The sequence below is a fragment of the Streptomyces sp. NPDC048291 genome (genome assembly GCF_043201715.1).
GTDB lineage: Bacteria > Actinomycetota > Actinomycetes > Streptomycetales > Streptomycetaceae > Streptomyces.
Window position 1 is genome coordinate 249092 of sequence record NZ_JBICZC010000003.1, and the last position, 25041, is coordinate 274132.

Annotated in this window: 23 protein-coding genes; 11 read left to right on the plus strand and 12 right to left on the minus strand. The window is 71.5% G+C overall.

Annotated features, from left to right (window positions below):
* Positions 1-19 precede the first annotated feature (19 nt).
* Entirely contained in the window at positions 20-235 is a 216-nt protein-coding gene (locus ACGF5O_RS08755) for a dodecin (protein ID WP_351715100.1), read from the plus strand.
* Between the two features lie 10 nt (positions 236-245).
* Here ACGF5O_RS08755 and ACGF5O_RS08760 read toward each other — a convergent pair whose 3' ends face one another.
* Positions 246-737: a hypothetical protein gene (locus ACGF5O_RS08760; protein WP_393809200.1), complete on the minus strand. Its 492-nt coding sequence runs from the start codon at positions 735-737 to the stop codon at positions 246-248.
* Between the two features lie 84 nt (positions 738-821).
* Here ACGF5O_RS08760 and rpmF point away from each other — a divergent pair, with 84 nt between their 5' ends.
* The gene (gene rpmF, locus ACGF5O_RS08765) at positions 822-992 is read left to right on the plus strand and encodes a 50S ribosomal protein L32 (protein WP_393809201.1); all 171 of its coding nucleotides are present in this window, start codon (positions 822-824) and stop codon (positions 990-992) included.
* Between the two features lie 43 nt (positions 993-1035).
* Positions 1036-2052 carry an LLM class flavin-dependent oxidoreductase gene (locus ACGF5O_RS08770; RefSeq protein ID WP_393809202.1) on the plus strand — a complete coding sequence of 339 codons (1017 nt, stop codon included), beginning with the start codon at positions 1036-1038 and terminating at the stop codon, positions 2050-2052.
* On the opposite strand, the gene ACGF5O_RS08775 is transcribed toward ACGF5O_RS08770, so the two are convergent.
* The gene (locus ACGF5O_RS08775; protein WP_393809203.1) at positions 2049-4520 is read right to left on the minus strand and encodes an ATP-dependent Clp protease ATP-binding subunit; all 2472 of its coding nucleotides are present in this window, start codon (positions 4518-4520) and stop codon (positions 2049-2051) included. The genes ACGF5O_RS08770 and ACGF5O_RS08775 overlap by 4 nt on opposite strands.
* Positions 4521-4733: 213 nt before the next feature.
* Between ACGF5O_RS08775 and ACGF5O_RS08780 the strand changes: the two genes are divergently transcribed.
* From ACGF5O_RS08780 to ACGF5O_RS08790, 3 genes are all read left to right on the plus strand, one after another.
* Positions 4734-4925: an antitoxin gene (locus tag ACGF5O_RS08780; RefSeq protein WP_393809204.1), complete on the plus strand. Its 192-nt coding sequence runs from the start codon at positions 4734-4736 to the stop codon at positions 4923-4925.
* Between the two features lie 74 nt (positions 4926-4999).
* Positions 5000-7345: an ATP-binding cassette domain-containing protein gene (locus tag ACGF5O_RS08785; RefSeq protein ID WP_393809205.1), complete on the plus strand. Its 2346-nt coding sequence runs from the start codon at positions 5000-5002 to the stop codon at positions 7343-7345.
* Between the two features lie 43 nt (positions 7346-7388).
* A complete protein-coding gene (locus ACGF5O_RS08790) occupies positions 7389-8777 on the plus strand; it encodes a DUF3500 domain-containing protein (protein WP_393809206.1) in 1389 nt (462 codons plus the stop codon).
* Here the strand turns inward: ACGF5O_RS08790 and ACGF5O_RS08795 are convergent.
* From ACGF5O_RS08795 to ACGF5O_RS08815, 5 genes are all read right to left on the minus strand, one after another.
* On the minus strand, positions 8732-9616 hold the full coding sequence (locus ACGF5O_RS08795; protein ID WP_393809207.1) for a lysophospholipid acyltransferase family protein: 885 nt from the start codon (positions 9614-9616) through the stop codon (positions 8732-8734). The two genes, ACGF5O_RS08790 and ACGF5O_RS08795, sit on opposite strands and share 46 nt — an antisense overlap.
* A complete protein-coding gene (locus ACGF5O_RS08800; protein ID WP_393534375.1) occupies positions 9616-10389 on the minus strand; it encodes a GNAT family N-acetyltransferase in 774 nt (257 codons plus the stop codon). The genes ACGF5O_RS08795 and ACGF5O_RS08800 overlap by 1 nt, the downstream gene beginning before the upstream one ends.
* Before the next feature lie 343 nt (positions 10390-10732).
* Positions 10733-11482, minus strand: a complete 750-nt coding sequence (locus tag ACGF5O_RS08805; protein WP_393809208.1) for a succinate dehydrogenase/fumarate reductase iron-sulfur subunit — start codon at positions 11480-11482, stop codon at positions 10733-10735.
* On the minus strand, positions 11479-13428 hold the full coding sequence (locus ACGF5O_RS08810) for a fumarate reductase/succinate dehydrogenase flavoprotein subunit (protein ID WP_393809209.1): 1950 nt from the start codon (positions 13426-13428) through the stop codon (positions 11479-11481). The genes ACGF5O_RS08805 and ACGF5O_RS08810 overlap by 4 nt, the downstream gene beginning before the upstream one ends.
* 1 nt (position 13429) lies before the next feature.
* Positions 13430-14101 (minus strand): succinate dehydrogenase, encoded by a 672-nt coding sequence (locus tag ACGF5O_RS08815; RefSeq protein WP_393809561.1) that lies wholly within the window; start codon positions 14099-14101, stop codon positions 13430-13432.
* A 119-nt stretch (positions 14102-14220) separates the two neighbouring features.
* Between ACGF5O_RS08815 and ACGF5O_RS08820 the strand changes: the two genes are divergently transcribed.
* Positions 14221-15105, plus strand: coding sequence for a LysR family transcriptional regulator (locus ACGF5O_RS08820; RefSeq protein ID WP_393809210.1), 885 nt, complete (start codon positions 14221-14223; stop codon positions 15103-15105).
* Between the two features lie 157 nt (positions 15106-15262).
* Here ACGF5O_RS08820 and ACGF5O_RS08825 read toward each other — a convergent pair whose 3' ends face one another.
* From ACGF5O_RS08825 to ACGF5O_RS08835, 3 genes are all read right to left on the minus strand, one after another.
* Positions 15263-17407 carry a putative bifunctional diguanylate cyclase/phosphodiesterase gene (locus tag ACGF5O_RS08825; RefSeq protein WP_393809211.1) on the minus strand — a complete coding sequence of 715 codons (2145 nt, stop codon included), beginning with the start codon at positions 17405-17407 and terminating at the stop codon, positions 15263-15265.
* Positions 17404-18216, minus strand: a complete 813-nt coding sequence (locus ACGF5O_RS08830) for an SAM-dependent methyltransferase (protein ID WP_393809212.1) — start codon at positions 18214-18216, stop codon at positions 17404-17406. Before ACGF5O_RS08830 ends, ACGF5O_RS08825 begins: the two co-directional genes overlap by 4 nt.
* Positions 18217-18585: 369 nt before the next feature.
* Positions 18586-19554 (minus strand): SCO0930 family lipoprotein, encoded by a 969-nt coding sequence (locus ACGF5O_RS08835; protein WP_393809213.1) that lies wholly within the window; start codon positions 19552-19554, stop codon positions 18586-18588.
* 268 nt (positions 19555-19822) lie between these two features.
* On the opposite strand from ACGF5O_RS08835, the gene ACGF5O_RS08840 reads away from it, so the two are divergent.
* The 3 genes from ACGF5O_RS08840 (at position 19823) to ACGF5O_RS08850 (ending at position 22227) form a co-directional block, all read left to right on the plus strand.
* Positions 19823-20419, plus strand: coding sequence for a hypothetical protein (locus ACGF5O_RS08840; RefSeq protein ID WP_393809214.1), 597 nt, complete (start codon positions 19823-19825; stop codon positions 20417-20419).
* Positions 20420-20450: 31 nt separating this feature from the next.
* Positions 20451-21215 (plus strand): DUF4239 domain-containing protein, encoded by a 765-nt coding sequence (locus ACGF5O_RS08845; RefSeq protein WP_393809215.1) that lies wholly within the window; start codon positions 20451-20453, stop codon positions 21213-21215.
* Between the two features lie 196 nt (positions 21216-21411).
* Positions 21412-22227, plus strand: coding sequence for a hypothetical protein (locus tag ACGF5O_RS08850; protein WP_393809581.1), 816 nt, complete (start codon positions 21412-21414; stop codon positions 22225-22227).
* Between the two features lie 65 nt (positions 22228-22292).
* Here ACGF5O_RS08850 and ACGF5O_RS08855 read toward each other — a convergent pair whose 3' ends face one another.
* The gene (locus tag ACGF5O_RS08855) at positions 22293-23075 is read right to left on the minus strand and encodes a hypothetical protein (protein ID WP_393809216.1); all 783 of its coding nucleotides are present in this window, start codon (positions 23073-23075) and stop codon (positions 22293-22295) included.
* A 335-nt stretch (positions 23076-23410) separates the two neighbouring features.
* Here ACGF5O_RS08855 and ACGF5O_RS08860 point away from each other — a divergent pair, with 335 nt between their 5' ends.
* Entirely contained in the window at positions 23411-24085 is a 675-nt protein-coding gene (locus ACGF5O_RS08860; RefSeq protein WP_393809217.1) for a class F sortase, read from the plus strand.
* 28 nt (positions 24086-24113) lie between these two features.
* On the opposite strand, the gene ACGF5O_RS08865 is transcribed toward ACGF5O_RS08860, so the two are convergent.
* Positions 24114-24947 (minus strand): polysaccharide deacetylase family protein, encoded by an 834-nt coding sequence (locus tag ACGF5O_RS08865; protein ID WP_393809218.1) that lies wholly within the window; start codon positions 24945-24947, stop codon positions 24114-24116.
* Positions 24948-25041 lie beyond the last annotated feature (94 nt).

Here is a 25041-nt window from a genome sequence, read left to right on the forward strand (position 1 = left end):
CGACGAGAGGAGCTTCCCGATGACGAACCACACCTACCGGGTCACCGAGATCGTCGGCACCTCGCACGAGGGCATCGACCAGGCCATCCGCAACGGTGTCGCGCGCGCCAACCAGACTCTGCGCAACCTGGACTGGTTCGAGGTGACGCAGGTCAGGGGCCAGATCGAGAACGGGCAGATCGAGCACTACCAGGTGGGCCTGAAGGTGGGCTTCCGCATCGACGAAGAGGACTGACGCCATACCGTCAGGTCCGCCCCTCGCCCTCCTGGGCCTGCTCCAGCGCGACCGAGCGGTCGGCCCAGCGGGCCCGTACGACGGTGAAACCGGCCCGTTCGGCGGCGTCGCACACCAGCTCGTCGTCATCGACCAGGACGCGGACCGAACGCCCTTCGGCGAGCCGCCGCAGGATCTCCAGCTTGGTCTGCCGGGCCGGCCTGCGGTCGGCGTTGCGCCGCATGTGCACGCGCCCCTCGGGCAGCCCGTGCGCGGCGAGCCAGTCCAGCGTGGAGCGCCGGCAGCGCTCGGGCCGCCCCGTGAGATAGACGATGTCGCACTCCTCGGCGGTCGCCACGGCCAGCGCGACCCCCTCGGCGATCGGCGGATCGTGCGGCGCCGCCGCGAAGAACGCGTCCCAGTCCCGGGGTTTGCCCTCCAGGAACCGCTGCCGGTGCGCGGTGTCGGCGAGGGTGTTGTCGATGTCGAACACGGCGATCGGACGCTTGCTGCTCTCGGTCACCCGGCCACCCTATCAATTGCTCATGGGATCCATTTTCATATAGCGTCCCGGTGTCTGCCCGCCACAGCACCGAGGAGAAGCTCCATGGCCGTCCCCAAACGCAGGATGTCCCGCAGCAACACCCGCCACCGCCGCGCCCGCTGGAAGGCGACCACCCCGCCGCTCGTACCGGTGACGGTCGACGGCGTCCGGCACCTGGTCCCGCAGCACCTGGTCAGGGCCTACGAGCGCGGGCTGCTGCGCCCCGGGGACTGAGCCCCGGCGGGAATCCTGTGGCCGCCCCGGTGTTGAACCCGCTGTGAACGCACTGACCGCCCGGACCCGGTTCTCCGTCCTCGACCGCTCCCGCACCCGGGAGGGCCACTCGCCCGCCGAGGCGCTGCGGGACACCGTGGCACTGGCGCGGGAGGTGGAGGCGCTGGGCTACCACCGCTTCTGGGTGTCGGAGCACCACGGTGTGCCCGGGGTCGCCGGTTCCGCGCCGACCGTGCTGGCCGCCGCCGTGGCCGCCGCGACCCGGACCATCCGGGTCGGGACCGGCGGCGTGATGCTGCCGAACCACCAAACCCTCGTCGTGGCCGAACAGTTCGGCGTGCTGGAGTCGCTGTACCCGGGGCGGATCGACATGGGCCTGGGCCGGTCGGTGGGTTTCACCGGCGGGGTGCGCAAGGCCCTGGGCCGGGACCGGGAGGACGCCGAGGACTTCGCGGCACAGCTCGGCGAGCTGCTCGGCTGGTTCGAGGGGACCTCGCCGACCGGGGTGCGGGCCCGCCCGGCGGAGGGGCTGCGCGTGCCGCCGTTCGTGCTGGCGATGGGCGAGGGCGCCGACATCGCGGCACAGGCCGGGCTGCCGATGGTCATCGGCGACCTGCGCAACCGGGAGAGGATGCGGCGCGGCATCGACCACTACCGCGACCGCTTCCGGCCCTCCCCATGGGCGACCGAGCCGTATGTCGTGATCTCCGGGACGGTCGCCGTCGCCGACACCCCCGAGGCGGCCCGAAGGCTGCTCGTCCCGGAGGCGTGGTCGATGGCGTACTCCCGCACCCACGGCTCCTTCCCGCCCCTCCCACCGGCCGAGTCCGTCGAGGCCCGGCCCATGACCGCGAAGGAACGCGGGTTCTACGAGTCCGGCCTCACCGGCCACCTCGCCGGCACCGCGGAGCAGGTGGCCGACGAGCTGGAGACGGTCCTGAAGGAGACGGCCGCCGACGAGGTGCTGGTCACGACCAGCACCTACGACCGGACGGCCCTGCTGGACTCCTACCGGCGGCTGGCTTCGATCGTGCGGCCAGCGGTCGTCCGGACCGTCTAGACCGTCGCGGGCTTGTCGGAGCGGATCACGATCTCGCCGTGCTCCGCGTCCACCACCGCCCGCTCGCCCGCCACCAGCTGGCCGGAGAGCAGCAGGTCGGCGAGGCGGTCGTCGACCTCGCGCTGGATGGTGCGGCGCAGCGGACGGGCGCCGAAGTCCGGTTCGTGGCCGAGGTTGGCGAGCAGCACGGCTGCCGAGTCGGTGACTTCGAGCGAGACGTCCTGCGCGCGCAGCCGGCTCCGGGTGTGTTCGAGGAGCAGGTCGACGATCTCGCGCAGCTGGGTGCGGTCCAGGCCGCGGAAGACGATGATCTCGTCGATGCGGTTGAGGAACTCGGGCCGGAAGTGCTGCTGGAGGGCCGGCATGACCGCCTCGCGGACCTTGGTGTAGTCCTCCGTGCCGGCGGCCAGGATGCGGTCGGCGCCGATGTTCGACGTCATGATGACGACGGTGTTCTTGAAGTCGACGGTACGGCCCTGGGCGTCGGTGAGGCGGCCGTCGTCGAGGAGCTGGAGCAGGGTGTTGAAGACGTCCGGGTGCGCCTTCTCCACCTCGTCGAGGAGGAGCACGGCGTACGGCTGCCTGCGCACCGCCTCGGTGAGCTGGCCGGCCTCCTCGTGGCCGACGTATCCGGGCGGGGCGCCCACCAGCCGGGAGACCGTGTGGCGCTCCTGGAACTCGCTCATGTCGAGGCGGATCATCCGGGATTCGTCGCCGAAGAGGGCCGCGGCCAGGGCGCGGGCCAGTTCGGTCTTGCCGACGCCGGTCGGGCCGAGGAAGAGGAAGCTGCCGACGGGCCGGTTGGGATCGCTCATGCCGGCGCGGGCGCGGCGGACCGCGCGGGCGACGGCGGTGATCGCCTCGTCCTGGCCGACGACCCGCTCGTGCAGGTGCTCCTCCAGCTTCATCAGCCGCTCCCGCTCCTCCTCGGTGAGCTCGGCGACCGGGATGCCGGTGGTGCGGGAGACGACCTCGGCGATGTCCTCGGCGGTGACCTTGGGCGCGTGTTCCTCCGCGGTGCCGGCCTGTTCCAGCTCGGCCTCGGTCGCCTTGATGCGGTCGCGGAGCTCCTTGGCGCGCTCGTACTCCTCGTCGGCGACGGCCTGGTCCTTCTCCCGGTTCAGGGCGGCGACCCGGTCCTCGATGTCACGGGTGTCGGTGGGCGGGGTCTTCGAGCGCAGCCGGACCCGGGCCGCCGCCTGGTCCATCAGGTCGATCGCCTTGTCGGGCAGGAACCGGGAGGTGATGTACCGGTCGGACAGCTCGGCCGCCGCGACCACCGCCTCGTCGGTGATGCGGACCTGGTGGTGGGCCTCGTAGCGGTCGCGCAGGCCGCGCAGGATCTCGATGGTGTCGTCGACGGTGGGCTCGCCGACCAGGATGGGCGCGAACCGGCGTTCCAGGGCCGCGTCCTTCTCGATGTGCTTGCGGTACTCGTCGACGGTGGTCGCGCCGATGAGATGCAACTCGCCGCGGGCGAGGGCGGGTTTGAGGATGTTGCCCGCGTCGAGGGAGCCGTCCCCGCCGCCGCCGGCGCCCACGACCGTGTGCAACTCGTCGAGGAACAGGACGAGTTCGTTGCCGTGCTCGCGGACCTCGTCGAGCAGCTTCTTCAGCCGTTCCTCGAACTCGCCCCGGTACTTGGTGCCGGCCACCATCCCGGCCAGGTCCAGCGAGACCAGCCGCTTGCCCTCGAGGGTCTTGGGCACCTCCCCGGCGACGATCCGCTGTGCGATGCCCTCCACGATGGCGGTCTTGCCGACACCCGGGTCACCGATGAGGACCGGGTTGTTCTTGCTGCGCCGGGAGAGCACCTCGATGGTCTGCTCGACCTCCTCGTCCCGCCCGATCACCGGGTCCAGGCGCCCGGCCCTGGCGTCCTCGGTGAGGTCGCGGCCGTACTCGTCGACGGTCGGCGTGGTGCTGGGCTTCTTGCGCTCCGCCGCACCCTCGGACGGCATCCGGGTCGGTTCCCAGCCGCTCTCGCCGAGCGCCCGGCCGGCCGCCGACTCGGGGTTGGCGGCGAGCGCGCGCAGCAGGTGCTCGGGGCCGATGTAGGAGGCGCCCTCGGCGCGGGAGATCTGGTAGGCGTCCAGGAGGGCGCGTTTCGCGGCCGGGGTGAGCGCGGTGGGCTCGGCCTTCGCGCCGCCGCCGTGCCCCGCGGTGAGCCGCGCCCGGAGCTGGTCGGGGTCGGCGCCCGCCTCGGTGAGCAGCCGCCGGGTGGAGTCGAGGCCGGTGGCGGCGGCCAGCAGATGCCGGGCGTCCAGTTCGTCGCTGCCCTCGACGGCGGCGAGGTCGCGGGCCTCGGCGACCAGCTCCCGGGCCCGCTCGGACAGCAGGCTGCCGATGTCGACGCGCTGCGCGCGGCGGGGCTGGGCACCTGCCCCCGAGCCGCCGAAGAAGCGGGACATCAGCTCGTCGAACTCTTCGAAGGGACTGCGTCCGAATCCGAAACCGGAAGTGCTCATGGGGCCGGGCCTTTCTGCGGACAGCTGTATGGGGCGGCTCCGCGGGGCGGCTGCGCGAGAGCCTCTCCGGAGGGCTCCGCGAAGGGCGGAAATCCGCGTCTTCCAAGCTCGCACAGGCACGCCGGGCCCGCACGGGGACGGCCGCCGAGATGCGGACGGCGCCCCGGCCGGTGACGCTGGGGGTGGAAGCCGCAACCAGCGAGGAGGGCTGCCATGTCCATGCTGGACAAGCTCAAGGGGATGCTGAAGGGCCACGAGGACCAGGCCAAACAGGGCGTCCAAAAGGGCGGCGACATGATCGACCAGCGGACCGGGAACAAGTACCAGTCCCAGGTCGACATGGCCCAGAAGCAGGCCGACGACTACATCGAACGCGAGCGGAGGCAGGGCAACCCTCCGCAGTAGCGAGCGACCGCGAGGGCTAGGATCGCGGGGTTTGTCCCTGCCCCGCGAGCCGCCCGTCACGGAGTGTCCGTCCGATGCACAGCCCCCATGACCCGTACGTCCGGGTGCGCGGCGCCCGTGAGCACAACCTCAAGGGCGTCGACGTGGACATCCCCCGGGACGTGCTGGCCGTCTTCACCGGTGTGTCCGGCTCGGGGAAGTCGTCCCTGGCGTTCGGCACGATCTACGCCGAGGCCCAGCGGCGCTACTTCGAGTCGGTCGCGCCGTACGCGCGCCGGCTGATCCACCAGGTGGGGGCGCCGAAGGTCGCGGAGATCAGCGGGCTGCCGCCGGCGGTGTCGCTGCAGCAGCGCCGCTCGGCCCCCACCTCCCGCTCCTCGGTCGGCACCGTCACCAGCCTCTCGAACTCCCTGCGCATGCTGTTCTCGCGTGCCGGGGACTATCCGCCGGGCGCCGGGCGGCTCGATTCCGACGCGTTCTCGCCCAACACGGCGGCGGGCGCGTGCCCCGAGTGCCACGGCCTTGGCCGGGTGCACCGGACGACCGAGGAGTCCCTGGTCCCCAACCCGTCGCTGTCGGTCCGCGAGGGCGCGATCGCCGCCTGGCCGGGTGCCTGGCAGGGCAAGAACCTGCGGGACATCCTGGACGCGCTCGGCCACGACGTCGACCGGCCGTGGCGCGACCTGCCCGCCGGGCAGCGCGAGTGGATCCTCTTCACGGACGAGCAGCCGGTGGTCACCGTGCACCCGGTCCGGGATGCCGACCGCATCCAACGGCCCTACCAGGGCACGTACATGAGCGCCCGCCGGTATGTGCTGAAGACCTTCTCGGACTCCAAGAGCCCCGCGCTGCGGGCGAAGGCGGAGCGGTTCCTGACCAGTGCGCCCTGCCCGCTGTGCGGCGGCGGCAGGCTGCGGCCCGAGGCCCTCGCGGTCACGTTCGCCGGCCGTACGATCGCCGATCTCGTCGCGCTGCCGCTGACCGAGCTGGCCGGGCTGCTGGGCGACGCCGCCGGCCGGAGCGGGTCGGAGACCGTGCGGGTGCTCACCGCGGACCTCGTCTCCCGTATCGACCCCGTCGCCGAGCTTGGCCTCGGCTATCTCAGCCTCGACCGGTCGACGCCCACCCTCTCCGCGGGCGAGCTGCAACGCCTGCGCCTGGCCACCCAGTTGCGGTCCGGGCTCTTCGGTGTCGTCTACGTCCTGGACGAGCCGTCGGCAGGGCTGCACCCGGCGGACACCGAGGCGCTGCTCACCGTGCTGGCGCGGCTGAAGGCGGCCGGGAACTCGGTGTTCGTGGTGGAGCACCACCTGGACGTGGTGCGCGGCGCCGACTGGCTGGTGGACGTGGGTCCGCGGGCCGGCGAGCACGGCGGCGAGGTGCTGCACAGCGGACCGGTCGCGGAGCTGGCCGGGGTCGCGGAGTCCGCCACCGCCCGCTACCTGTTCGCGCGGGATCCCGCCCCGGCACGCGCACCGCGGCCCGCCAGGGGCCTGCTGACGGTCGGCCCGGTGACCCGGCACAACCTGCGCGCGGTCACCGCCGAGTTCCCGCTCGGCGTCCTCACCGCCGTCACCGGGGTGTCCGGCTCCGGCAAGTCGACGCTGATCGGCGAGATCACCGGGGAACCGGCCGAGGTCGGCCGTCTGGTCTCCGTCGACCAGAAGCCGATCGGCCGCACCCCGCGGTCCAACCTGGCCACCTACACCGGCCTGTTCGACGTCGTACGGAAGGTGTTCGCGGACACCGGGCAGGCGCGGGCGCGCGGTTACGGCGTCGGGCGGTTCTCCTTCAACGTGGCCGGGGGCCGCTGCGAGACCTGCCAGGGCGAGGGGTTCGTCAGCGTGGAGCTGCTGTTCCTGCCGAGCACCTACGCGCCGTGCCCGGACTGCGGCGGGGCCCGCTACAACCCGGAGACCCTCCACGTCACGTACCGGGGGCGGAACATCGCCGAGGTGCTGGACCTGACCGTGGCGGGCGCGGCGGAGTTCTTCGCGGACACCCCGGCCGCCGCGCGCAGCCTGGCGACACTGCTCGACGTGGGCCTCGGCTATCTGCGACTCGGGCAGCCCGCCACGGAGTTGTCCGGCGGCGAGGCCCAGCGCATCAAACTGGCCGGTGAGTTGCAGCGCGGGCGGCGCGGCCACACCCTCTACCTTCTCGACGAGCCGACGACGGGACTGCATCCGGCCGATGTCGAGGTGCTGATGCGGCAGTTGCACGGGCTGGTCGACGCCGGGCACACGGTCGTGGTGGTCGAGCACGACATGACGGTGGTGGCGGACGCCGACTGGGTGATCGACCTGGGGCCGGGCGGCGGGGACCGGGGCGGCCGGATCGTCGCGGCGGGCCCGCCGGCCGAGGTCGCCCGGGCCGGCGGCAGCGTCACCGCGCCCTATCTGTCCCGTGCCCTGCGCTGACGGTCTTCAGGAACGCTTCAGGTTGCCCCGGAACCGTGGGCGCATGCACGGACACCACCCCCGCACCCCCGAAGCCGAACGCAGCCGCCGCTGGTTCATGAACAAGGCGCTGCTCGCCGGCGGCGTCGCCGCGCTGGCGACCATGACCGGCTGCTCCGACGGCTCCTCGAACGCGTCGAGTTCATCCTCGGGAGCCCCGAGCGGCGGCATGCCCTCGGGCGGCCCCGGCGGAGCCGGCGGCATGGGCCCCGGCCAGTCCGAGGTCAAGTACAAGGACTTCACCGGCCTCACCACGGACGGCAAGGTCGTCGACGACCTGTACTCGGTCCACTCGACCGGCGTCTCCACGGACAAGGTCGTCAAGGCGGCGCAGGCGTTCCTGGACGGCCTCAGCTCCAAGGAACGCAAGTCCTGCACCTTCGACGTGGCCGACGACGAGTGGCTGGCCTGGAGCAACGTCGACGGGTACGAGCGCAAGGGCGTCCGGATGGGCGACATCACGGACAAGAAGCGGGAGTCGGGTTTCGCGCTGCTCGGCTCGGCACTGTCCGCGAAGGGCCTCGCCCAGACCCGGAACATCATGAAGCTCAACCAGTTCCTGGGCGACTACAACGGCGGCAACCGGGAGACGCTCACCGAGGGCGCCTACTTCTTCACCTTCATGGGCACCCCGTCGACGAGCAAGCCGTGGGGCTTCCAGTACGAGGGCCACCACGTGGCGATCAACTACTTCGTGCTCGGCGACCAGGTCGTGATGACGCCGACCTTCATGGGCTCCGAGCCGACCTCGGCCACCTACCAGGGCGAGAAGATCACCCTCTTCAAGCCGGAGACCAAGGCCGGTCTGGCCCTGATCCGCTCCCTCACCTCGGCCCAGCGCGCCAAGGTGATCGACTCGAAGGTGAGCAAGTCCGGCACCGACATGAAGGCGGGCGCCGGCTCCGACAACCTCAAGCTGGCCTACCAGGGCCTGCCCGGCTCCGAGCTCACCTCCGCGCAGCAAGACAAGCTCCTCGACCTGGTCCGCGTGTACGTCGGTTACATGGACGACGGCCACGCCGGGGTGAGGATGACGGAGGTGGAGAAGCACCTGGACCAGACGTACTTCTACTGGCTCGGCAAGACCAAGGACACCTCGGCCTTCTACTACCGGGTGCACAGCCCGGTCGTCCTCATCGAGTACGACGCCCAGTCGCCGCTCGCCTACGGCACGAAGACCGGCACCGGCGGCGGGCAGCCCTCGGGGCAGCCCACCGGCCAGATGACCGGGCAGCCCACCGGCGGTATGCCCTCCGGCGGGCCGGGCGGCGGTGGCATGGGCGGCCCGAGCGGCACGCCCACCCAGCAGCACATCCACACCATCATCCGCACGCCCAACGGCGGCGACTACGGCGTCGACTTGCTCAAACTCCACTTGGAGACCGACCACTGAGAAGCCCGCTCGGGGTTCACCAGAGCCGCGTGCGTCCAGGCCGGCTCGTGGGTCACCGGCTGGGCGGCGCGGGCGAGGGTACGACGGTCCGGGTGGCTGCCGGCCGCTATCAGCGGCCGTATGTCCACCTCGGCCACCAGGCCGCGGGTCGACACCACTCGCCAGAGGGAGGCCAGCAGCGTGTCCGCGCCGACATAGGCGGGCACGGTGCTGGCCGTTCCCGCTTCCAGCCGGTAGTGCAGCCGCACCGGCTGCACGGGCGCGCCGGCGTCCAGCGCGGCCTGGAACACGGCCCGCCGGAACCGTCCCTGGGCCCGGCCGCACCAGGTGCTGCCCTCCGGGAAGGCGACCACCGCGGCGCCCTCGCGCAGCGCTCCCGCGATCCGGCCGACCGTGTCCGGCAGCGCCCGCAGCCGGTCCCGGTCGATGAACAGCGCCCCGGCCCCGGCCACCAGCGCGCCGGCCACCGGCCACTCGCGGATCTCCTTCTTGGCGAGCATCCGCGCCGGCCGTACGGCGGCCAGCAGCGGGATGTCCATCCAGGAGATGTGGTTGGCGACAAGGAGCACCCCGCCGGTGCCCGGAGCACTCCCGGTGATCCGGACCCGGACCCCGGCCGCCCGGACGAGCGTCCGGGAGAACCGGCGCACCCACTCGGTGGGGATCCTCCCCCGCAAGCGGGGGGACCCCCAGCCGAGCGCGACAATCGAGATGGCGACGAGCATCATGACCACGACCGCGGCGAACCGCAGTACGGCCCGGGGCAGGGTCGTCAGGGACCCCACGCGCTCCACGCACGCGCCCGGGGTGCAGGGCGCGCTGGGCAGCCAGACGCTCATCAGGCCGGGACGAGCGAGAGGAAGTGCCGCAGGTAGCGCGCGTTGACACGGCGCATCGACAGCAGCACGTACATGTCGGCGACCCCGAAGTCCGGGTCGTGCGCGGGCTCGCCGCACACCCAGGCGCCGAGGCGGATGTAACCGCGCAGCAGGGCGGGCAGCTCGGTACGGCCCTCGGCGGCCGGCACGGTGGGGACCCAGGGGTTCAGGGGCCGTACCCGGAACTCCTCCGGTGCGAGGTGCTTGGCCTGCACCCGGTCCCAGGTGGCGGCGGCGAGGGCGCCGCCGTCGGCGAGCGGGACGGAGCAGCAGCCGGCCAGCCACTCGTGGCCGCGGTCGACCATGTAGCGGGCTATGCCGGCCCAGATCAGGCCGATGACGGCACCGTCGCGGTGGGCGGGGTGCACGCAGGAGCGGCCGACCTCGACGAGGCCGGAGCGGATGGGGGCGAGCGTGCTCAGGTCGAACTCGCCCTCGGAGTAGAGGCGGCCTGCGACCGCGGCACGCTCCGGCGGGAGGAGCCGGTAGGTGCCGACGACCTCGCCGGTGAGGGCCTCGCGGATGAGGAGGTGGTCGCAGTACGCGTCGAAGGCGTCCACGTCCAGTCCCGGCTCCGGCCCGTCGAGCCGGGCTCCCATCTCTCCGGCGAACACCTGGTAGCGCAGCCGCTGTGCGGCCCGGACGTCGTCCTCGTCACGGGCGAGCTGCACCAGATAGCCGGAGTCCCCGGCTGGGGCGGCGAGAGCGGGGGGTGAGGCGGGCATGGCGGTCATGGAGGTCTCCTGCGCCGAGCGGAAGCTGAGGAAATCTGCACCTGCTTTCTTCCGTGGCAGGCTGGACTCGGCGTGACATGCGCGGGACCCGTGGATGTGCGACTGCTGAATGCCGGGGGTCGCCCCCTTTCCGGTCACTCACAGACGCCTGAGGGTAACGCTACCGTGATCAAACGGCCGTAAAGAACGCGAGACGGGGCCGGTGAGCACCACTCCCCGACCCCGCCCGTCCGCGCTTCCCGGCGAACGACTGTGAATTTTCAACGCCCCGAAGGACAGCGCCCCGTCAGGGGCGCGGGGAACCGCGCGACCAGCCACATCGCACCCGCACCCCGCAACGGTGCTACCGCTTCCCCGCCTTGCGGGCAGCCCGCAACCACTCCTTGTTCATACTGGTGATCGACACCAGCGGAATCCCCTTCGGGCAGGCCGTCGCACATTCCCCCGTCAGCGTGCACCCCCCGAACCCCTCCGCGTCCATCTGCCCCACCATGTCCAGCACCCGCGTCTCCCGCTCGGGCGCCCCCTGCGGCAGCACGTTCAGGTGGTTCACCTTGGCGGACGTGAACAGCATCGCCGCCCCGTTCGGGCAGGCCGCGACACACGCCCCGCACCCGATGCACTCCGCGTGTTCGAACGCGAAGTCGGCGTCGGCCTTCGGCACCGCCGTGGCGTGGGCCTCCGGCGCCGCCCCGGTCGGCGCGGTGATGTACCCGCCGGCCTGGATGATCCGGTCGAACGCCGACCGGTCCACCACCAGATCCTTGATCACCGGGAACGCGGACGCCCGCCACGGCTCGATGTCGATCGTGTCGCCGTCCTGGAAGGACCGCATGTGCAACTGGCACGTCGTGGTCCGCTCCGGCCCGTGCGCGTCCCCGTTGATCACCAGGGAGCACGCGCCGCAGATGCCCTCGCGGCAGTCGTGGTCGAAGGCGACCGGGTCCTCGCCGCGCAGGATGAGTTCCTCGTTGAGGGTGTCGAGCATTTCGAGGAACGACATGTCCGACGAGATGCCGTCCACCTCGTACGTGGACATCGCTCCGTCGGCGTCGGCGTTCCGCTGCCGCCAGACGCGCAGGGTGAGCTTCATGCGTAGCTCCGCTGGGTGGGGTGGACGTACTCGAAGACCAGGTCTTCCTTGTGCAGCACCGGGGCGTCCCCGGTATTGGTGAACTCCCAGGCCGCCGCGTAGGCGAACTCGTCGTCCCGGCGGGCGGCCTCGCCGTCCGGCGTCTGGGACTCCTCCCGGAAGTGGCCGCCGCAGGACTCGGCGCGGTGCAGCGCGTCGAGGCACATCAGCTCGGCCAGTTCCAGGTAGTCGACGATGCGGTTGGCCTTCTCCAGGGACTGGTTGAACTCCTCGCCGGTCCCCGGTACCTTGATCCGCCGCCAGAACTCCTCCCGGATCTGCGGGATCCGCTCAAGTGCCTTGCGCAGACCGGCGTCCGTGCGGGCCATGCCGCAGAACTCCCACATCAGCTCGCCGAGTTCGCGGTGGAAGGAGTCCGGCGTACGGTCGCCGTCGACGGACAGCAGCAGGTTCAGCCGGTCCTCGGTCTCGGCCAGCACCTCCTGGACGGCGGGGTGTTCGTCGGTCACCGCGTCCTGGTGGGGGTTGCGGGCGAGGTAGTCGTTGATGGTGGCCGGGAGCACGAAGTAGCCGTCGGCCAGGCCCTGCATCAGCGCGCTGGCACCGAGCCGGTTGGCGCCGTGGTCGGAGAAGTTGGCCTCGCCGACCGCGAACAGGCCGGGGACGGTGGTCTGGAGGTCGTAGTCGACCCAGAGCCCGCCCATCGTGTAGTGCACGGCGGGATAGATCCGCATGGGCACCTCGTACGGATCCTCGTCCGTGATCCGCTGGTACATGTCGAAGAGGTTGCCGTACTTCGCCTCGACGGCCTTGCGCCCCATCCGACTGATCGCGTCGGCGAAGTCCAGGTAGACACCCTGCCCGCCGGGGCCGACGCCCCGCCCCTCGTCGCAGACGTTCTTCGCGGCGCGGGAGGCGATGTCGCGCGGGACCAGGTTGCCGAAGGACGGGTAGATGCGCTCCAGGTAGTAGTCGCGCTCGCCTTCGGGGATCTGGTTCGCGGGCCGGGTGTCGCCCTTCGCCTTCGGGACCCAGATCCGGCCGTCGTTGCGCAGCGACTCGCTCATCAGGGTGAGCTTGGACTGGTGGTCGCCGGTGCGCGGGATGCAGGTGGGGTGGATCTGGGTGAAGCACGGGTTGGCGAACCAGGCGCCGCGCCGGTGCGCCCGCCAGACCGCGGTGGCGTTGGAGTTCATGGCGTTCGTCGACAGGTAGAAGACGTTGCCGTAACCACCGCTCGCCAGCACGACGGCGTCGGCGAAGTACGTGTCGATCCTGCCCGTGATCAGGTCCCGGGCCACGATCCCGCGCGCCCGTCCGTCGACGACGATCACGTCGAGCATCTCGGTGCGCGGGTGCATCTCCACGTTCCCGGCGGCGATCTGCCGGCTCAACGCCTGGTAGGCGCCGAGCAGCAGCTGCTGGCCCGTCTGGCCGCGGGCGTAGAAGGTGCGGGACACCTGCACGCCGCCGAAGGACCGGGTGTCGAGCAGGCCGCCGTACTCGCGGGCGAACGGCACGCCCTGCGCCACGCACTGGTCGATGATCTCGACGGAGATCTGGGCGAGGCGGTGCACGTTCGACTCCCGCGCCCGGAAGTCGCCGCCCTTGACGGTGTCGTAGAACAGCCGGTGGACGGAGTCGCCGTCGTTGCGGTAGTTCTTCGCCGCGTTGATCCCGCCCTGCGCGGCGATCGAGTGGGCGCGGCGCGGCGAGTCCTGGTAGCAGAACTGGACGACGTGGTAGCCCTGTTCGGCGAGGGTGGCCCCGGCGGAGCCGCCTGCCAGGCCGGTGCCGACGACGATCACGGTGTGCTTGCGCCGGTTGGCGGGGTTGACCAGCTTGGCCTCGAAACGGCGCTTGTCCCAGCGCTCGGCGACCGGGCCGTCGGGGGCCTTGCCGTCGGCGACGGGCGTGCCGGTCGGGTAGTTCACGTAGTCGGTCATGTCAGCTCACCACTCCGGTCATGACGCCCACGGGTACGGCGATGAAGCCGGCCGTGAGCAGCAACGCGAGGACGTCGGCCGTGATCTTGAGGGCACGGTCGCGGGTGCGGCTGCCGACGCCGAGGGTCTGGGCGGCGCTCCAGAAGCCGTGCCGCACGTGCAGGCCGAGCGCGAGCATCGCGACGATGTAGATGACGTCGCCGTACCAGGTGGAGAAGGTGTCCACGACGTTCTGGTACGGGTGGCCCTCCTGGAAGCCGCCCGAGTGCACGGTGCCGGTGGTCAGGTCCAGGATGTGCCAGACGATGAACAGGCCGAGGATGATCCCGCCCCAGCGCATGGTGCGGGTGGCGTAGGAGGCCCGCGGCTTCTTGTGCACGTACTTGCTGGGACGTGCCTTGATGTCGCGGCGGCTGAGCTGGTAGGCGGACGTGGCGTGGGCGACCACGGCGACGACCAGGACGATCCGGATGAGCCAGAGCGTCCACTCGTAGTGCATGAACGGTTCGCCGACGGTGCGCAGCCAGTGGGCGTAGTGGTTGAACTCGCCCGCCCCGAAGAAGATCTTCAGGTTTCCGATCACGTGCGCGACCAGGTACAGCAGCATGACCACGCCGCTGACGGCCATCACGGTCTTCTTGCCGACGGAGCTGTCCCACATCGTGCGCGCCATGGACGGCCGTCGGTCCGTCCGCGTTGCCAGAGCCATGGGGACGACGCTAGAGCCGGACCACCCGATCGGTCCAAGACATGGTCCGGCTTGATTCCATAGCCGGAAGCTATCGTGTCACCATGCAGTTCCAGCAGCTTCAGTACTTCGTCGCCGTGGCCGAGACCCGGCACTTCACCCGGGCCGCCGAGCTGGTCCATGTCGCCCAGCCGTCGCTGTCCCAGCAGATCAAGGCGCTGGAGCGGGAACTGGGGGCGGATCTCTTCCTGCGGGCGCGCGGGAACATCACGCTGACCGACGCGGGCGAGGCGCTGCTGCCGCTGGCCCGGCGGATCCTCGCGGACGCGGACACCGCCCGGCACGAGGTGCAGGAACTGGCGCAGCTGCGGAGCGGCCGGGTGCGGCTGGGGGCGACGCCCAGTCTGTGCACCGGGCTGCTGCCGGACGTGCTGCGGGCCTTCCACGACCGGTATCCGGGGATCCAGCTGCTGATCGAGGAGAGCGGCTCCCACGACCTGGTGCGGGAGCTGGCGCGCGGCGCGCTGGACCTGGCGCTGATCGTGCTGCCGCTGCCGCCGGCGTCGCCCGCGCTGACGACCGTGGAGCTGCTGCGGGAGGACCTGGTGGTCGTGTCCTCGCCCGAGGCGACGGTGCCCGGGCGGGGGCGGGGCGGGGTGAAGATCGCGGACCTGGAGGGGGAGCGGCTGGTGATGTTCCGGCACGGCTACGACCTGCGGGAGCTGACCGTCGCCGCGTGTCGCTCCGCTGGGTTCGAGCCGGGTTTTGCTGTCGAGGGGGGTGAGATGGACGCGGTGCTGGGGTTCGTGCGGGCGGGGCTGGGGGTGGCCGTGGTGCCTCGGATGGTGGCGGCGCGGTCGGGACGGGGGTTGCGGGTCACTCCGTTGGCTCGGCCGGGGTTGCACCGGACGATCGCGTTGGCGCACCGGAGCGACGTGGCTCCGCCTCGGGCGGCTCGGGAGTTGCAGCGGATGCTGCTGGAGAGGTGACAGAGCGTCGTCGGGTGCGGGCAGGTGGGGGCTGGTCGCGCAGTTCCCCGCGCCCCTTTCGGGGCGTGCACCTGGCGCCCCTGAAAGGGGCGCGGGGAACTGCGCGAGCAACCACCCGCGGCCCGCGCCGTACCGACCGGCCGGTGCCGCGGGCGGGTCAGCCCGTCGCGTCCACCAGTGCGAGCTCGTGCAGTCTCTCGGGTGGGCCCGGGCGGGCGTAGTACCAGCCCTGGGCCGTGTCGCAGCCCAGTATCCGGAGTTGCTCCGCCTGGGCCCCCGTCTCCACGCCCTCGACGGTGACCGCGAGGTCCAGGCTGTGGGCCAGGGTGACGATGCCCTCCACGATCTTGAGGTCGACCGGGTCCGCGGGGAACTGCTGCATGCTCTGGGTGAAGGAGCGGTCCAGCTTGAGGATGCTCACCGGCAGGCGGCGCAGGTTCGCGAGGTTCGAGTAGCCGGTGCCGAAGTCGTCCAGGGCGATGTCCACGCCCATCTCGGCGAGGCGCCGCAGGGGTTTGAGGAGGTCGTCGTCGGCGCCGATGAGCGCGGACTCGGTCACCTCCAGGCAGAGGGCGTCGGGGGCCACCCCGGTCCGCTCCAGGATGTCCACCGTGTCCTGGACCAGGCCGGGGTGGGAGAGCTGGCACGGGGAGAGGTTGACGTTGATCCGCAGCGGGCCGGCGCTGTCGTGCTCGCCGTAGCGTTCTCGCCACTCGCGGGCCTGGCGGATCGACTCCTCCAGGACCCAGCGGCCCAACGGGACGATGAGACCGGTGTGTTCGGCGAGCGGGATGAACCGGTCGGGGCCGAGGACACCGTGCTGCGGGTGCAGCCAGCGGACCAGGGCCTCGGCGCCACGGACACTGCCGTCGCCCAGGTGGACCAGCGGCTGGTACTCGATGAAGAACTCGTTCCGGTCCAGGGCGGCCGGCAGTGCCGTGGTCAGGCCGTGCCGGGTGATCGCGCGGGCGTCCGCCTCGGGGTCGGCCAGTTCGAAGCGGTTGCCGCCCGCCGACTTGGCCCGGTACATCGTGATGTCGGCGCTGCGCAGCACCTCGGCCGGGGTGCGCTCGCCCGCCGGGCCCTCCACGATGCCGATGGAGCCGCGGACCATGAGTTCACGGCCGTCGATGCTGATCGGGGTGACCAGGGCGTTCATGATGCGGTCGGCCAGGTCGTCGACCTCGCGCTGGGTGGCGGGTCCGGTGGTCAGCGCCACGAACTCGTCGCCGCCGAGCCGGGCGACCATCTCGCCGGGCGCCGTCGCACAGGACTGCAGCCGGTCGGCGACCTCCACGAGCAGCCGGTCGCCGGCCGAGTGGCCGAGGCTGTCGTTGATGGTCTTGAAGCCGTCCAGGTCGAGGTAGCACAGCCCGAACCGCTGGCCCTCGCCTGCCGACAGGGCCTTCTCCAGGCGCTCGAAGAACAGGGTGCGGTTGGGCAGGCCGGTGAGCGCGTCGTGGGTGGCCTCGTAGCGCAGCCGGAGGTTGAGCAGGCGGCGCTCGGTGGTGTCCTCCATGAGGGCCAGCTGGTACTGCGGTTCGCCGTCCGCGTCCCGGAGCAGGGAGACGGTCAGGTTGGTCCACAGGACCGTTCCGTCGGAGCGGTTGAACGCTTTTTCGACGTGGTAGTGCTCGCGTTCGCCGCGCACCAGCTCCTCGTAGAGCCGCCAGGTCTGCGGCGCGTCCTCGGGATGCGCCCACTCCAGGACGTTGCGGCCGCGCAGGGTCTGTTCCGAGCCGCCGAACATGCGCAGCAGCGCGCCGTTGACCTGGAGCACGTTGCCTTCGAGGTCGGCGATGCCGATCCCTATCGCCGCGCCCTCGAAGACGGCGCGGAAGCGGGCCTCGCTGGCGTGCAGCGCCTGCGCCACCACGCCCTGGGCGCGCAACGCGGCCTGGGCGATGGCCTCCTGCTCGGCCAGCGTGCGCTTGCGCAGCGCCTGGGCGAACCCGGCGGCCATCGCGTGCTGGATCCGCGAGGAGCGCATCCGCAGCTCGTCCTGGGGGCCGTCCTCGCCGCAGTACAGGACCAGGTACGCGTCGACGCAGTCGAGGGAGCGGGTCAGCGCCTCCGGGTCGGTGCAGTGCGCGTCGATCAGCGCGGCGCCGACCTGCCGGGCCTCGTCGGTGTCGAAGCCGTGCGCCAGCAGGATCTCGCTCAGCCGACGGGCCAGCGGCAGCAGTTGCTCCTCGAACTCGGGACGGGTCAGGGACGTCGAGGTCACCGGGAACACCGCCCGGCTCCAGATCGTCGCGAACCTGCGCAATCTGTCCTCCGGGCCGCCCGGCTCCGCGGTCACGCCGCGATCCCCACGCCGGCGAATCCGGCGAAGGCATACGGATCCTCGTCCTCCGGCGCCGACTCCGGCCGCCAGTGCGGCATCGGCACCAGTCCGGGTTCCACCATGTCGTACCCCTCGAAGAACCGCGCGATCTCGTCGCGCGAGCGCATGATCAGTGGGTTGCGAATGTCCCTGTATACGTCCACCGCGCCCTCGGCCCGCTCGGCCGGCAGCGGGATTCCCTCGTACGAGGCATGCGTGAGAACAAGCAGGCTGCCGGGCGCGAGTGCGTCGCGCAGCTGTACCACTGCCCCGTACGGGTCGTCCGCGTCTTCCACGAAGTGCAGTATGGCAACGAGAAGCAGGGCCACTGGCCGATTCAGGTCGATCAGGCGCTCCACCTGGTGGCTGGACAGGATCTCCTGGGGCTTGCGGAGGTCGGCGGCGACCACGTCCGCGTCCTCGTTGCCCGCCAGTACGGCGTTGCTGTGGGCCACCGCCACCGGGTCGTGGTCGACGTACACCACGCGCGCGCCGGGGTGCGCCGCCTGCGCGACCTCGTGGACGTTGCCGAAGGTGGGGATGCCGGAGCCGATGTCCAGGAACTGGTCGATGCCGGTGCCCACGGCGTGCCGGACCGCGCGGCGCATGAAGGCGCGGTTGGCCTGCATGATCTTCGGCAGTCCCGGCAGGTGGGTCATCGCCTTGCGGGCCGCTTCCCGGTCGACCTCGAAATTGTGCGAACCGCCCAGGTAGAAGTCGTAGATACGCGAAACGCTCGGCACCGAGATGTCGATGCTCCGTGGGGCCCAGGCGGGACGCTCCATGTATCTCTCCAAGGCTGAGGCGATCCGGTGTTCGAGCTGAGGCTACTGATCGCCTGCGAACGGGGGTAGCCGAAACGGAAATTGACCATCCGTTCCTGGTCACTGCCTGGGAATTGAGCTGTGGGGTTTGGGGCGCGTTCGGTTTGTTCGTCGGGTGCGGGTGATTCGTGGTCGCTCGCGCAGTTCCCCGCGCCCTTGGGGGCGCGACACCGGGACGCGCAGAAGCCCGCCCCCTCCGTGCGGTGTGGAGGGGGCGGGCGGTCGTGCGCCGTTGTGTCGTCTTCCGGGACTCTCGCTGGCCTCTGCCCTCCCTTCCGCGATGCGCGAATGTGGACTTGGGCGGGGCGATCAACCCTGGGGAGGTGATCCCTAATTGCTCGGCGCGCCGACCAGCTTTCCTTCGGGCGAGACGGCGTACCACGTGCCGCCGACGCCCTGTCCGTTGGTGTCCCCGGCCTTCGCGTCGCCGGAGAAGGTGTAGATGGGCCAGCAGTCGACCGTCTGCTGCTTCTCGCCGTTGTCGGGCCGGGTGAAGCCCATCAGGCCCTTCTTCACGATGCCCTTGGTGTCGTCCGAGGAGATCTCGGCCACGGCCGGCCACTTGGTCAGGCAGTCACCGGTGCAGTTCGAGATGACCTTGGGCCATGCCTTGTCCTTGATGAAGCGGTAGACCGTCATGCCGTTCTTGTCGACGACGATGTCGCCGAGCTTGGCGTCCTTGCGGACCGACAGGCCGGGCAGAGCGGCCAGCGTGGCCTTCTTGCCGTCGGGGGCCGCCGCGAACCACTTGCCGCCCACGCCCTGGCCGTTGACGTCACCGGCGTTGACATCCTTGGCGTAGCGGTAGACCGGCCAGCCGGCGACGGTCAGCTGCTTGGTGCCGTCGGTGCGGGTGACCTCGCCGAGCAGCGACTTGTCGATGCCCTCGCCGGCCGTGGCGTCGTCGGCGGGCACCGGCGGCCAAGTGGTGGCGCAGTCGCCGTCACAGTTGGACTTGGGGGGATTGGCGGTGTCCGCGTCGAAACGGTAGAGGGTGAGACCGCTGCCGTCGGTCAGCACCTTGCCCAGGTCGGGGTTGGAGGCAACGGTCAGCTTGCCGGCCGGGGCGACCACGGCCGGGGAGCTGGAGGCCTGGCTGCCGTCGGCGCCGTAGCCGTTGCCCGTGCCGGTGGAGGCGGAGGGGTTGGTGATGCTGCCGATGCCGGCCGGCGCCGTGGCGCCGACGTTCTGGGCCGCCGAGGACGGAGTGGTCGTGTTGTCCTGACCGCACGCCGTCGCGAACACCATCACCCCCGCGGCCGTGGCCACCAGCGAGGCGCTCCTCCACGAGGTCTTCATCGTCAACTCCCCATAATCGCCTGGTTATTGCAGCGCCTCTGCGCCGCCGCACGACACCAGGTACGGATACCGGGGGCCGAAGTGTTCAACGGGCGCACAAATTTCTTTCGGCGCACCGTGCCCGCGGACCGCGTCCCGCACGGGCGTACGCTTCGAGCCATTCGCGTGACGGTGTGATTCAAACCGGTTTACGCCACATGTACCCCGTTCGGGCCAATCACCCGGTACTCCGGCGTGCGACGGCGCCCGACGCCCCATGATCTCCGTCGTGCATGCACCCGAAGCGACCAGACTCGCGCCCGTCCCGAGGGTGTTGGCCCTGCTGACGCTGACGTGGACCCTGGTGGGCTGCCCGGTCGGCACGGCATCGGCCGACGCCTGCGCCTACGCCTCGACGGGCCCCGACGGCAGCTACGCGGTGGCCGTCGCCGGGGACTCCTGGCCCACTCCCCCGCCGTGTCCGGCGCCCACCCCGCCGCCCTGCCCCACGCCGACCCCGACGCCCACGCCCACACCGACCCCGCCCCCGAAACCCACCCCGAAACCCAAGCCCACGCCGACGCCGAAGCCGCCGCGCACCACTCCGCCGGCACCGCGTCCGGCCCCACCGCCACCGCCCCGGCGGGCGCCGGCCCCGAAGCCCACGCCCACCCCGCCGCCGCCGGCGCCGCGGCCGAAGCCGACGCCGGCCCCCACCCCGCCGCCGAAGCCCACGCCGCGGCCCTCACCGACCCCGGTGGCCTACCCGCCGTACCACGTCCAGTCGACCGGCGCGGCGGCCCCGAACCGCACCTCGCCCGTCACCTACGTCCTGCTCATCGCCGTACCCGCGATCATCGCCGTCGCCGCGTTCCGCGCGCGCTGACGGCCGGCCCACTGATTCCTGGAGGCTTCCGTTGCCGGATTGGCTTGTTCTCGTCCTCGCGATGCTCGCGGCCGTCGCCGTGGTCGTCATCATCACCCTCGTCCGCGACAAGAGGGCGGCGGAGGACGAGGATCCCTCCGAGACGCCGGACGTCATCGAGTACATGACCATGTGGATCGGCGTCATCTACGCCATCGTCCTCGGGCTGGCGGTGGCCGGGGTCTGGGAGGCCCGCAGCGCCGCCCAGGACCATGTGCAGGCGGAGGCGCAGGCGCTGCACGAGATCTACGAACGGGTCCGGGTCTATCCGCCGGACACACGTGACCGGATCCGGGCGGACGTCGACGCCTACGTGGCCCAGGTCGTCGACAAGGAGTGGAAGGAGATGGCCGACCACGGCCGGCTCTCCCAGCACGGTGCCGAGCTGCTCGCGCAGATCCGGCAGGACGTCACCGACTACGAGCCGAAGACCGACTTCCAGGCGCAGGCCTACCAGCCGCTGGTCGACCAGGTCGCCGCGCTCGACCAGGCGCGCAGCGCCCGGGCCGACTCGACCGGGGCGACCATGCCGAACGTGGTGTGGATCGGGCTGCTGACCGGGGCGGCGATCACCATCGGCATGGTGTTCGCGCTGCAGATCAGGCGCACCCGGCGGGAGCTGATCCTGGCCGGCCTGTTCTCCGCGACCATCACCTTCATGCTGTTCCTGATCTGGGACTTCGACGAACCGTACAGCCGGGGCATCACGGCGACGGCGCAGCCGTTCCTGAACCTCTTCCCGCACATCAAGGGGTAGCGGGCATCCCGGGGGACATCGCGCCGCACCGCGCCACGCCGCCGATGTCCCCCGGACGGCCCACACCTCTCCCCCGTTCGCCCTACAGCGTTCGCGCGCGTGTACGGAGGTTTCTAGCGTTCCGATCAGCGAGGTGCGTTTCCGGCACTGGCGGAACTGGTCCGCGTGCCGCTCCTCGGGGACCGGAGGAACCACCATGCGCGCGATACGCGTTGCTTCGGCCGCACTGCTGGGTCTCGGCGGCCTCGCCCTCTGCGCTCCGGTCATCCTCGCGAGCGACACCAGCAGAACCAGCGACGCCGGGCGGCGGGACGACGGCGCGCGCTTCGGCTTCCGGGTCACACCCACCACCGTCGCGGCGGGCGGCCGGGTGAGCCTGCACCTGGACCGCGGCAGCGGCTGCCGGGGCACCGCGACGGTCACCTCGGGCCTGTTCGACACGGTCCGTATCCCGTCGGAGCAGGACTCGGTGACGGCCACGGTCGACCGGACCGCGAAGTCGCAGGCGTCGTACCGGGTGACGTTCACCTGCGACGGGTCCAGCATGTCGACCCAGCTGGCCGTCGCGAGCAGCACGGCGGCCGGACACGCGGCCGGACACGCGGACGGGCACGCGGACGAGCACAGCACGGCGGACGGACGCACCGACGCGCAGACCGGCGGCCGTACCGACGGCGGCACGGGCAGCGGCACGGGCGGCACTGCGGACGGCCGTACGGCCGGACACGCGGACGGGGTCTCCGACAGCGGCACGGACACGCGCACCGACGGCGACAGCGACAGTCGTGCCGACGCCGGTGCCGACGGCCGTACGGTCGGCGACGGTTCCGGCAGCGGTGCGGGGCTCAACCCGCAGCCCCTGCCGCCCGGACGGGGTGTCCAGGCCGGTGAGGGCGGCAGCATCGACGGGTTCGACCTCCAGGAGATCGGCCTCGGCGCGGCGCTCGTCGTGGGGTCGGTCGGTACGGCGTACCGGCGCTCGCGCAGGCACGCCGGCGAGGACGGCGCGTGATCATGGTGCGGTCGTCCCGGCCTGTGTCCCGGTCCGCCGCGGGACCGGGACACAGGCCCGCCGGCTCAGAGCCGCTTCTCGCTCCGGCGGCGCAGCCAGAACCCGCAGCCGGCGAGCACGGACGCGCCCACCAGGCCGCCGCCGATCGCCATGTCCGCCGGGGTGGCCCCGCTGGAGACGCTGCCGCCGAGCCCGCCGCGCACCCCGCCGAGCACGAAGAACGCGTCCCGCCGGACCAGGGTGCGGCCGTCGCAGCGCACGGTCAGGTCGTACGGGCCGGGGCTGGCGTTCCGGTCGATGGTGGCGACACCGCGGGCCATGTCCCCGCCGAACGGGAACAGCGATGTCGTACGGAAGGCGCGGGAGGTCATGGAGCCGCTGCGGCAGTTGTTGACGGTGACGGTGAGCCGCTGGCCGGTGGCGATCGACCGGGGCTGGACGACGATGTCACGGCCGCCGTCCCCCCGGTCGCCGAAGTCGTCGCCCCGGCCGCCGAAGTCGTCGAAGCGCCCTTCGTCGCCCCGGCCGCGGCCGCCGTTGTTGAAGCGCCCGTCACCGAACCCGCCCACCCCGTATCCGGGGACCACCACGCCGGGGACCACGCCGACACCCGCGACGCCTCCGACACCGGCGACGCCTCCGACACCACCGACACCGGCGACGCCTCCGACACCGCCGACACCACCGACACCGGCCCCGGGGGCGACGCCCGTCCCGCCGACGACCGGGGCCTGGGTGTTGGGCGGGCCGCCGGGATTGCCCAATCCGTCGGCGACGGCCATGGGGGCGGCGGCGCCGAGAACGGCGACCACGGTGCACGCGGCCGCCAGCGCACGTGAGTTTCGCATCTCTTCCTCCGCGGAAGGCGCCCCGGGAACGGTCCCCGGTGGATCGGCGAGAAAGCACCTCCCGAATAGACCCTCAGATGCCCGGAACACGCCCGCATTTCGAGAATGGTCCGTCCTGGTGAGGGGACACGCCGCACGAAAAGCACACAATCGGATATTGCCGCAGGTCACGGACCGTCAGAAAAATCCTGGGAACGGCAACTCGGATGGCGCACCCGCATACGCGCGGGCCACCCGTTCGCCCGTCGCCCCGTCGCCGCACCTGCGCGGGGGACTTAGCTTTTTCCCATGCGTGATACGGACCCGAGGGCGGCCGCGTCGAGAGGGGATGGCGAATGTCTGCGTCCGAACTTTCCGAGGTGGCCGAAGAGGAGGAGCGGCGGCGGAAGCGTGCCCCCTGGGGCGTGATAGCGCTCGTTCTGCTGACCGGTCTGGCACTTATCCGGAACGGTTCGGGAGAGTTCGACACCGGTCCGCCGCAGCCGGCCTCGGCCGCCGCCCCGGACAGCCGTACCACGGTTCCGGGCACCTTCGCCACGGCGCCGGCCGCGCTGCCGTTCGCCACGGCGGACCGGATCAGGATCCCGGCGATCCGGGTCGACGCGCCGGTGATGCCGGTAGGTCTGGACACGGACGGCTGGATCGCGGCGCCGCCGCCGGACGACCCGAATCTGGCCGGCTGGTTCAGCGGGGGCGTCTCGCCCGGCGAGAAGGGCACGGCCGTCGTCGTGGGCCATGTCGACAACACGAAGGGCCCGGCGGTCTTCTACGGGCTCGGTTCCCTGAAGAAGGGAAACCGGATCGAGGTCGACCGCCAGGACGGCCGGACGGCCGTGTTCGAGATCTACGGAATCGAGGTCTTCGCGAAGGCCGGCTTCCCGGGCGACCGGGTCTACGGTTCCAAGGGCACACCGGAGTTGCGGGTCATCACCTGCGGCGGCGGTTTCTCGAAGCAGAACGGCTACGACGGGAACGTCGTGGTCTTCGCCCGCCTGGTCGAGGCCCGCTGAGGCCACCACCGGGCGGGCGCGGGCCCGTTCAGGTCCGGCGGCGCGGCACGGTCAGGCGGTAGCCGTTGTCCAGCAGGTAGGGCAGGTACTCGCGCAGGGCCTGGACACTCTGCGAGCGGTCGCCCCCGGCGTCGTGGGAGAGGACGACGACGCCGGGGGCGGCGCCGTTCTCGATCGTGTCGACGATGGTGCGGGTGCCCGGTTCGGTCCAGTCGGTGCTGTCGACGGTCCAGGCCATCGGCTCCATGCCCATCTCGGCGCCGAGCTGGAAGGCCGCCCGGTTCCAGGCGCCGTAGGGGGCACGGAACCACTGCGGGCGTTCGCCGTAGGTGTCCTCGATGGCGTCGCTGGTGCTCGCCATCTCGTCGCGGATCTCACGGCGGTTCAGGGTGGTCAGCAGCGGATGCGTCCAGGTGTGGTTGCCCACGACGTGGCCCGCCTCGGCCATCCGCGCGACCAGTTCCCGGTTGACGACGATGCACTCGCCGCACAGGAAGAACATCGCCCGCACGTCGTACTTGGCGAGGGTGTCCAGGATGTGCGGGGTGTAGTTCGGGTTGGGGCCGTCGTCGAAGGTGAGCATCATGCGTCTGCCGCTGCGGGAGATCTCCGTGATGGGTTCCCTGCGGACCTTGAGCTTGCGCGGCGCGGTGCGCGGCGGGCCGTATCCGGTGAGCGGCTGGAGCCGGAAGGCGGAGGACTTGAGCGCCGGGCGGGCCTGCGGTCCCGCGGCCGGGGCGACCCCGCCGGCCGCCTCCTCGGCGCTGCTCGCCAGCACGATGCCCGCGGTGCCCACGGCTCCCAGCGCGGCGCCGCCGGCGAGCAGCAGCCGGCGGCGGGTGAACAACTGATCCTTCTGCATGACTCATCAGTCGCCCGGCAGGAGTCCGGCGCAGCACATCAACACCGGTGCGGCGGTGGGAAAGCACCCGCACGGACCAGCAGGGGGAGGTTTG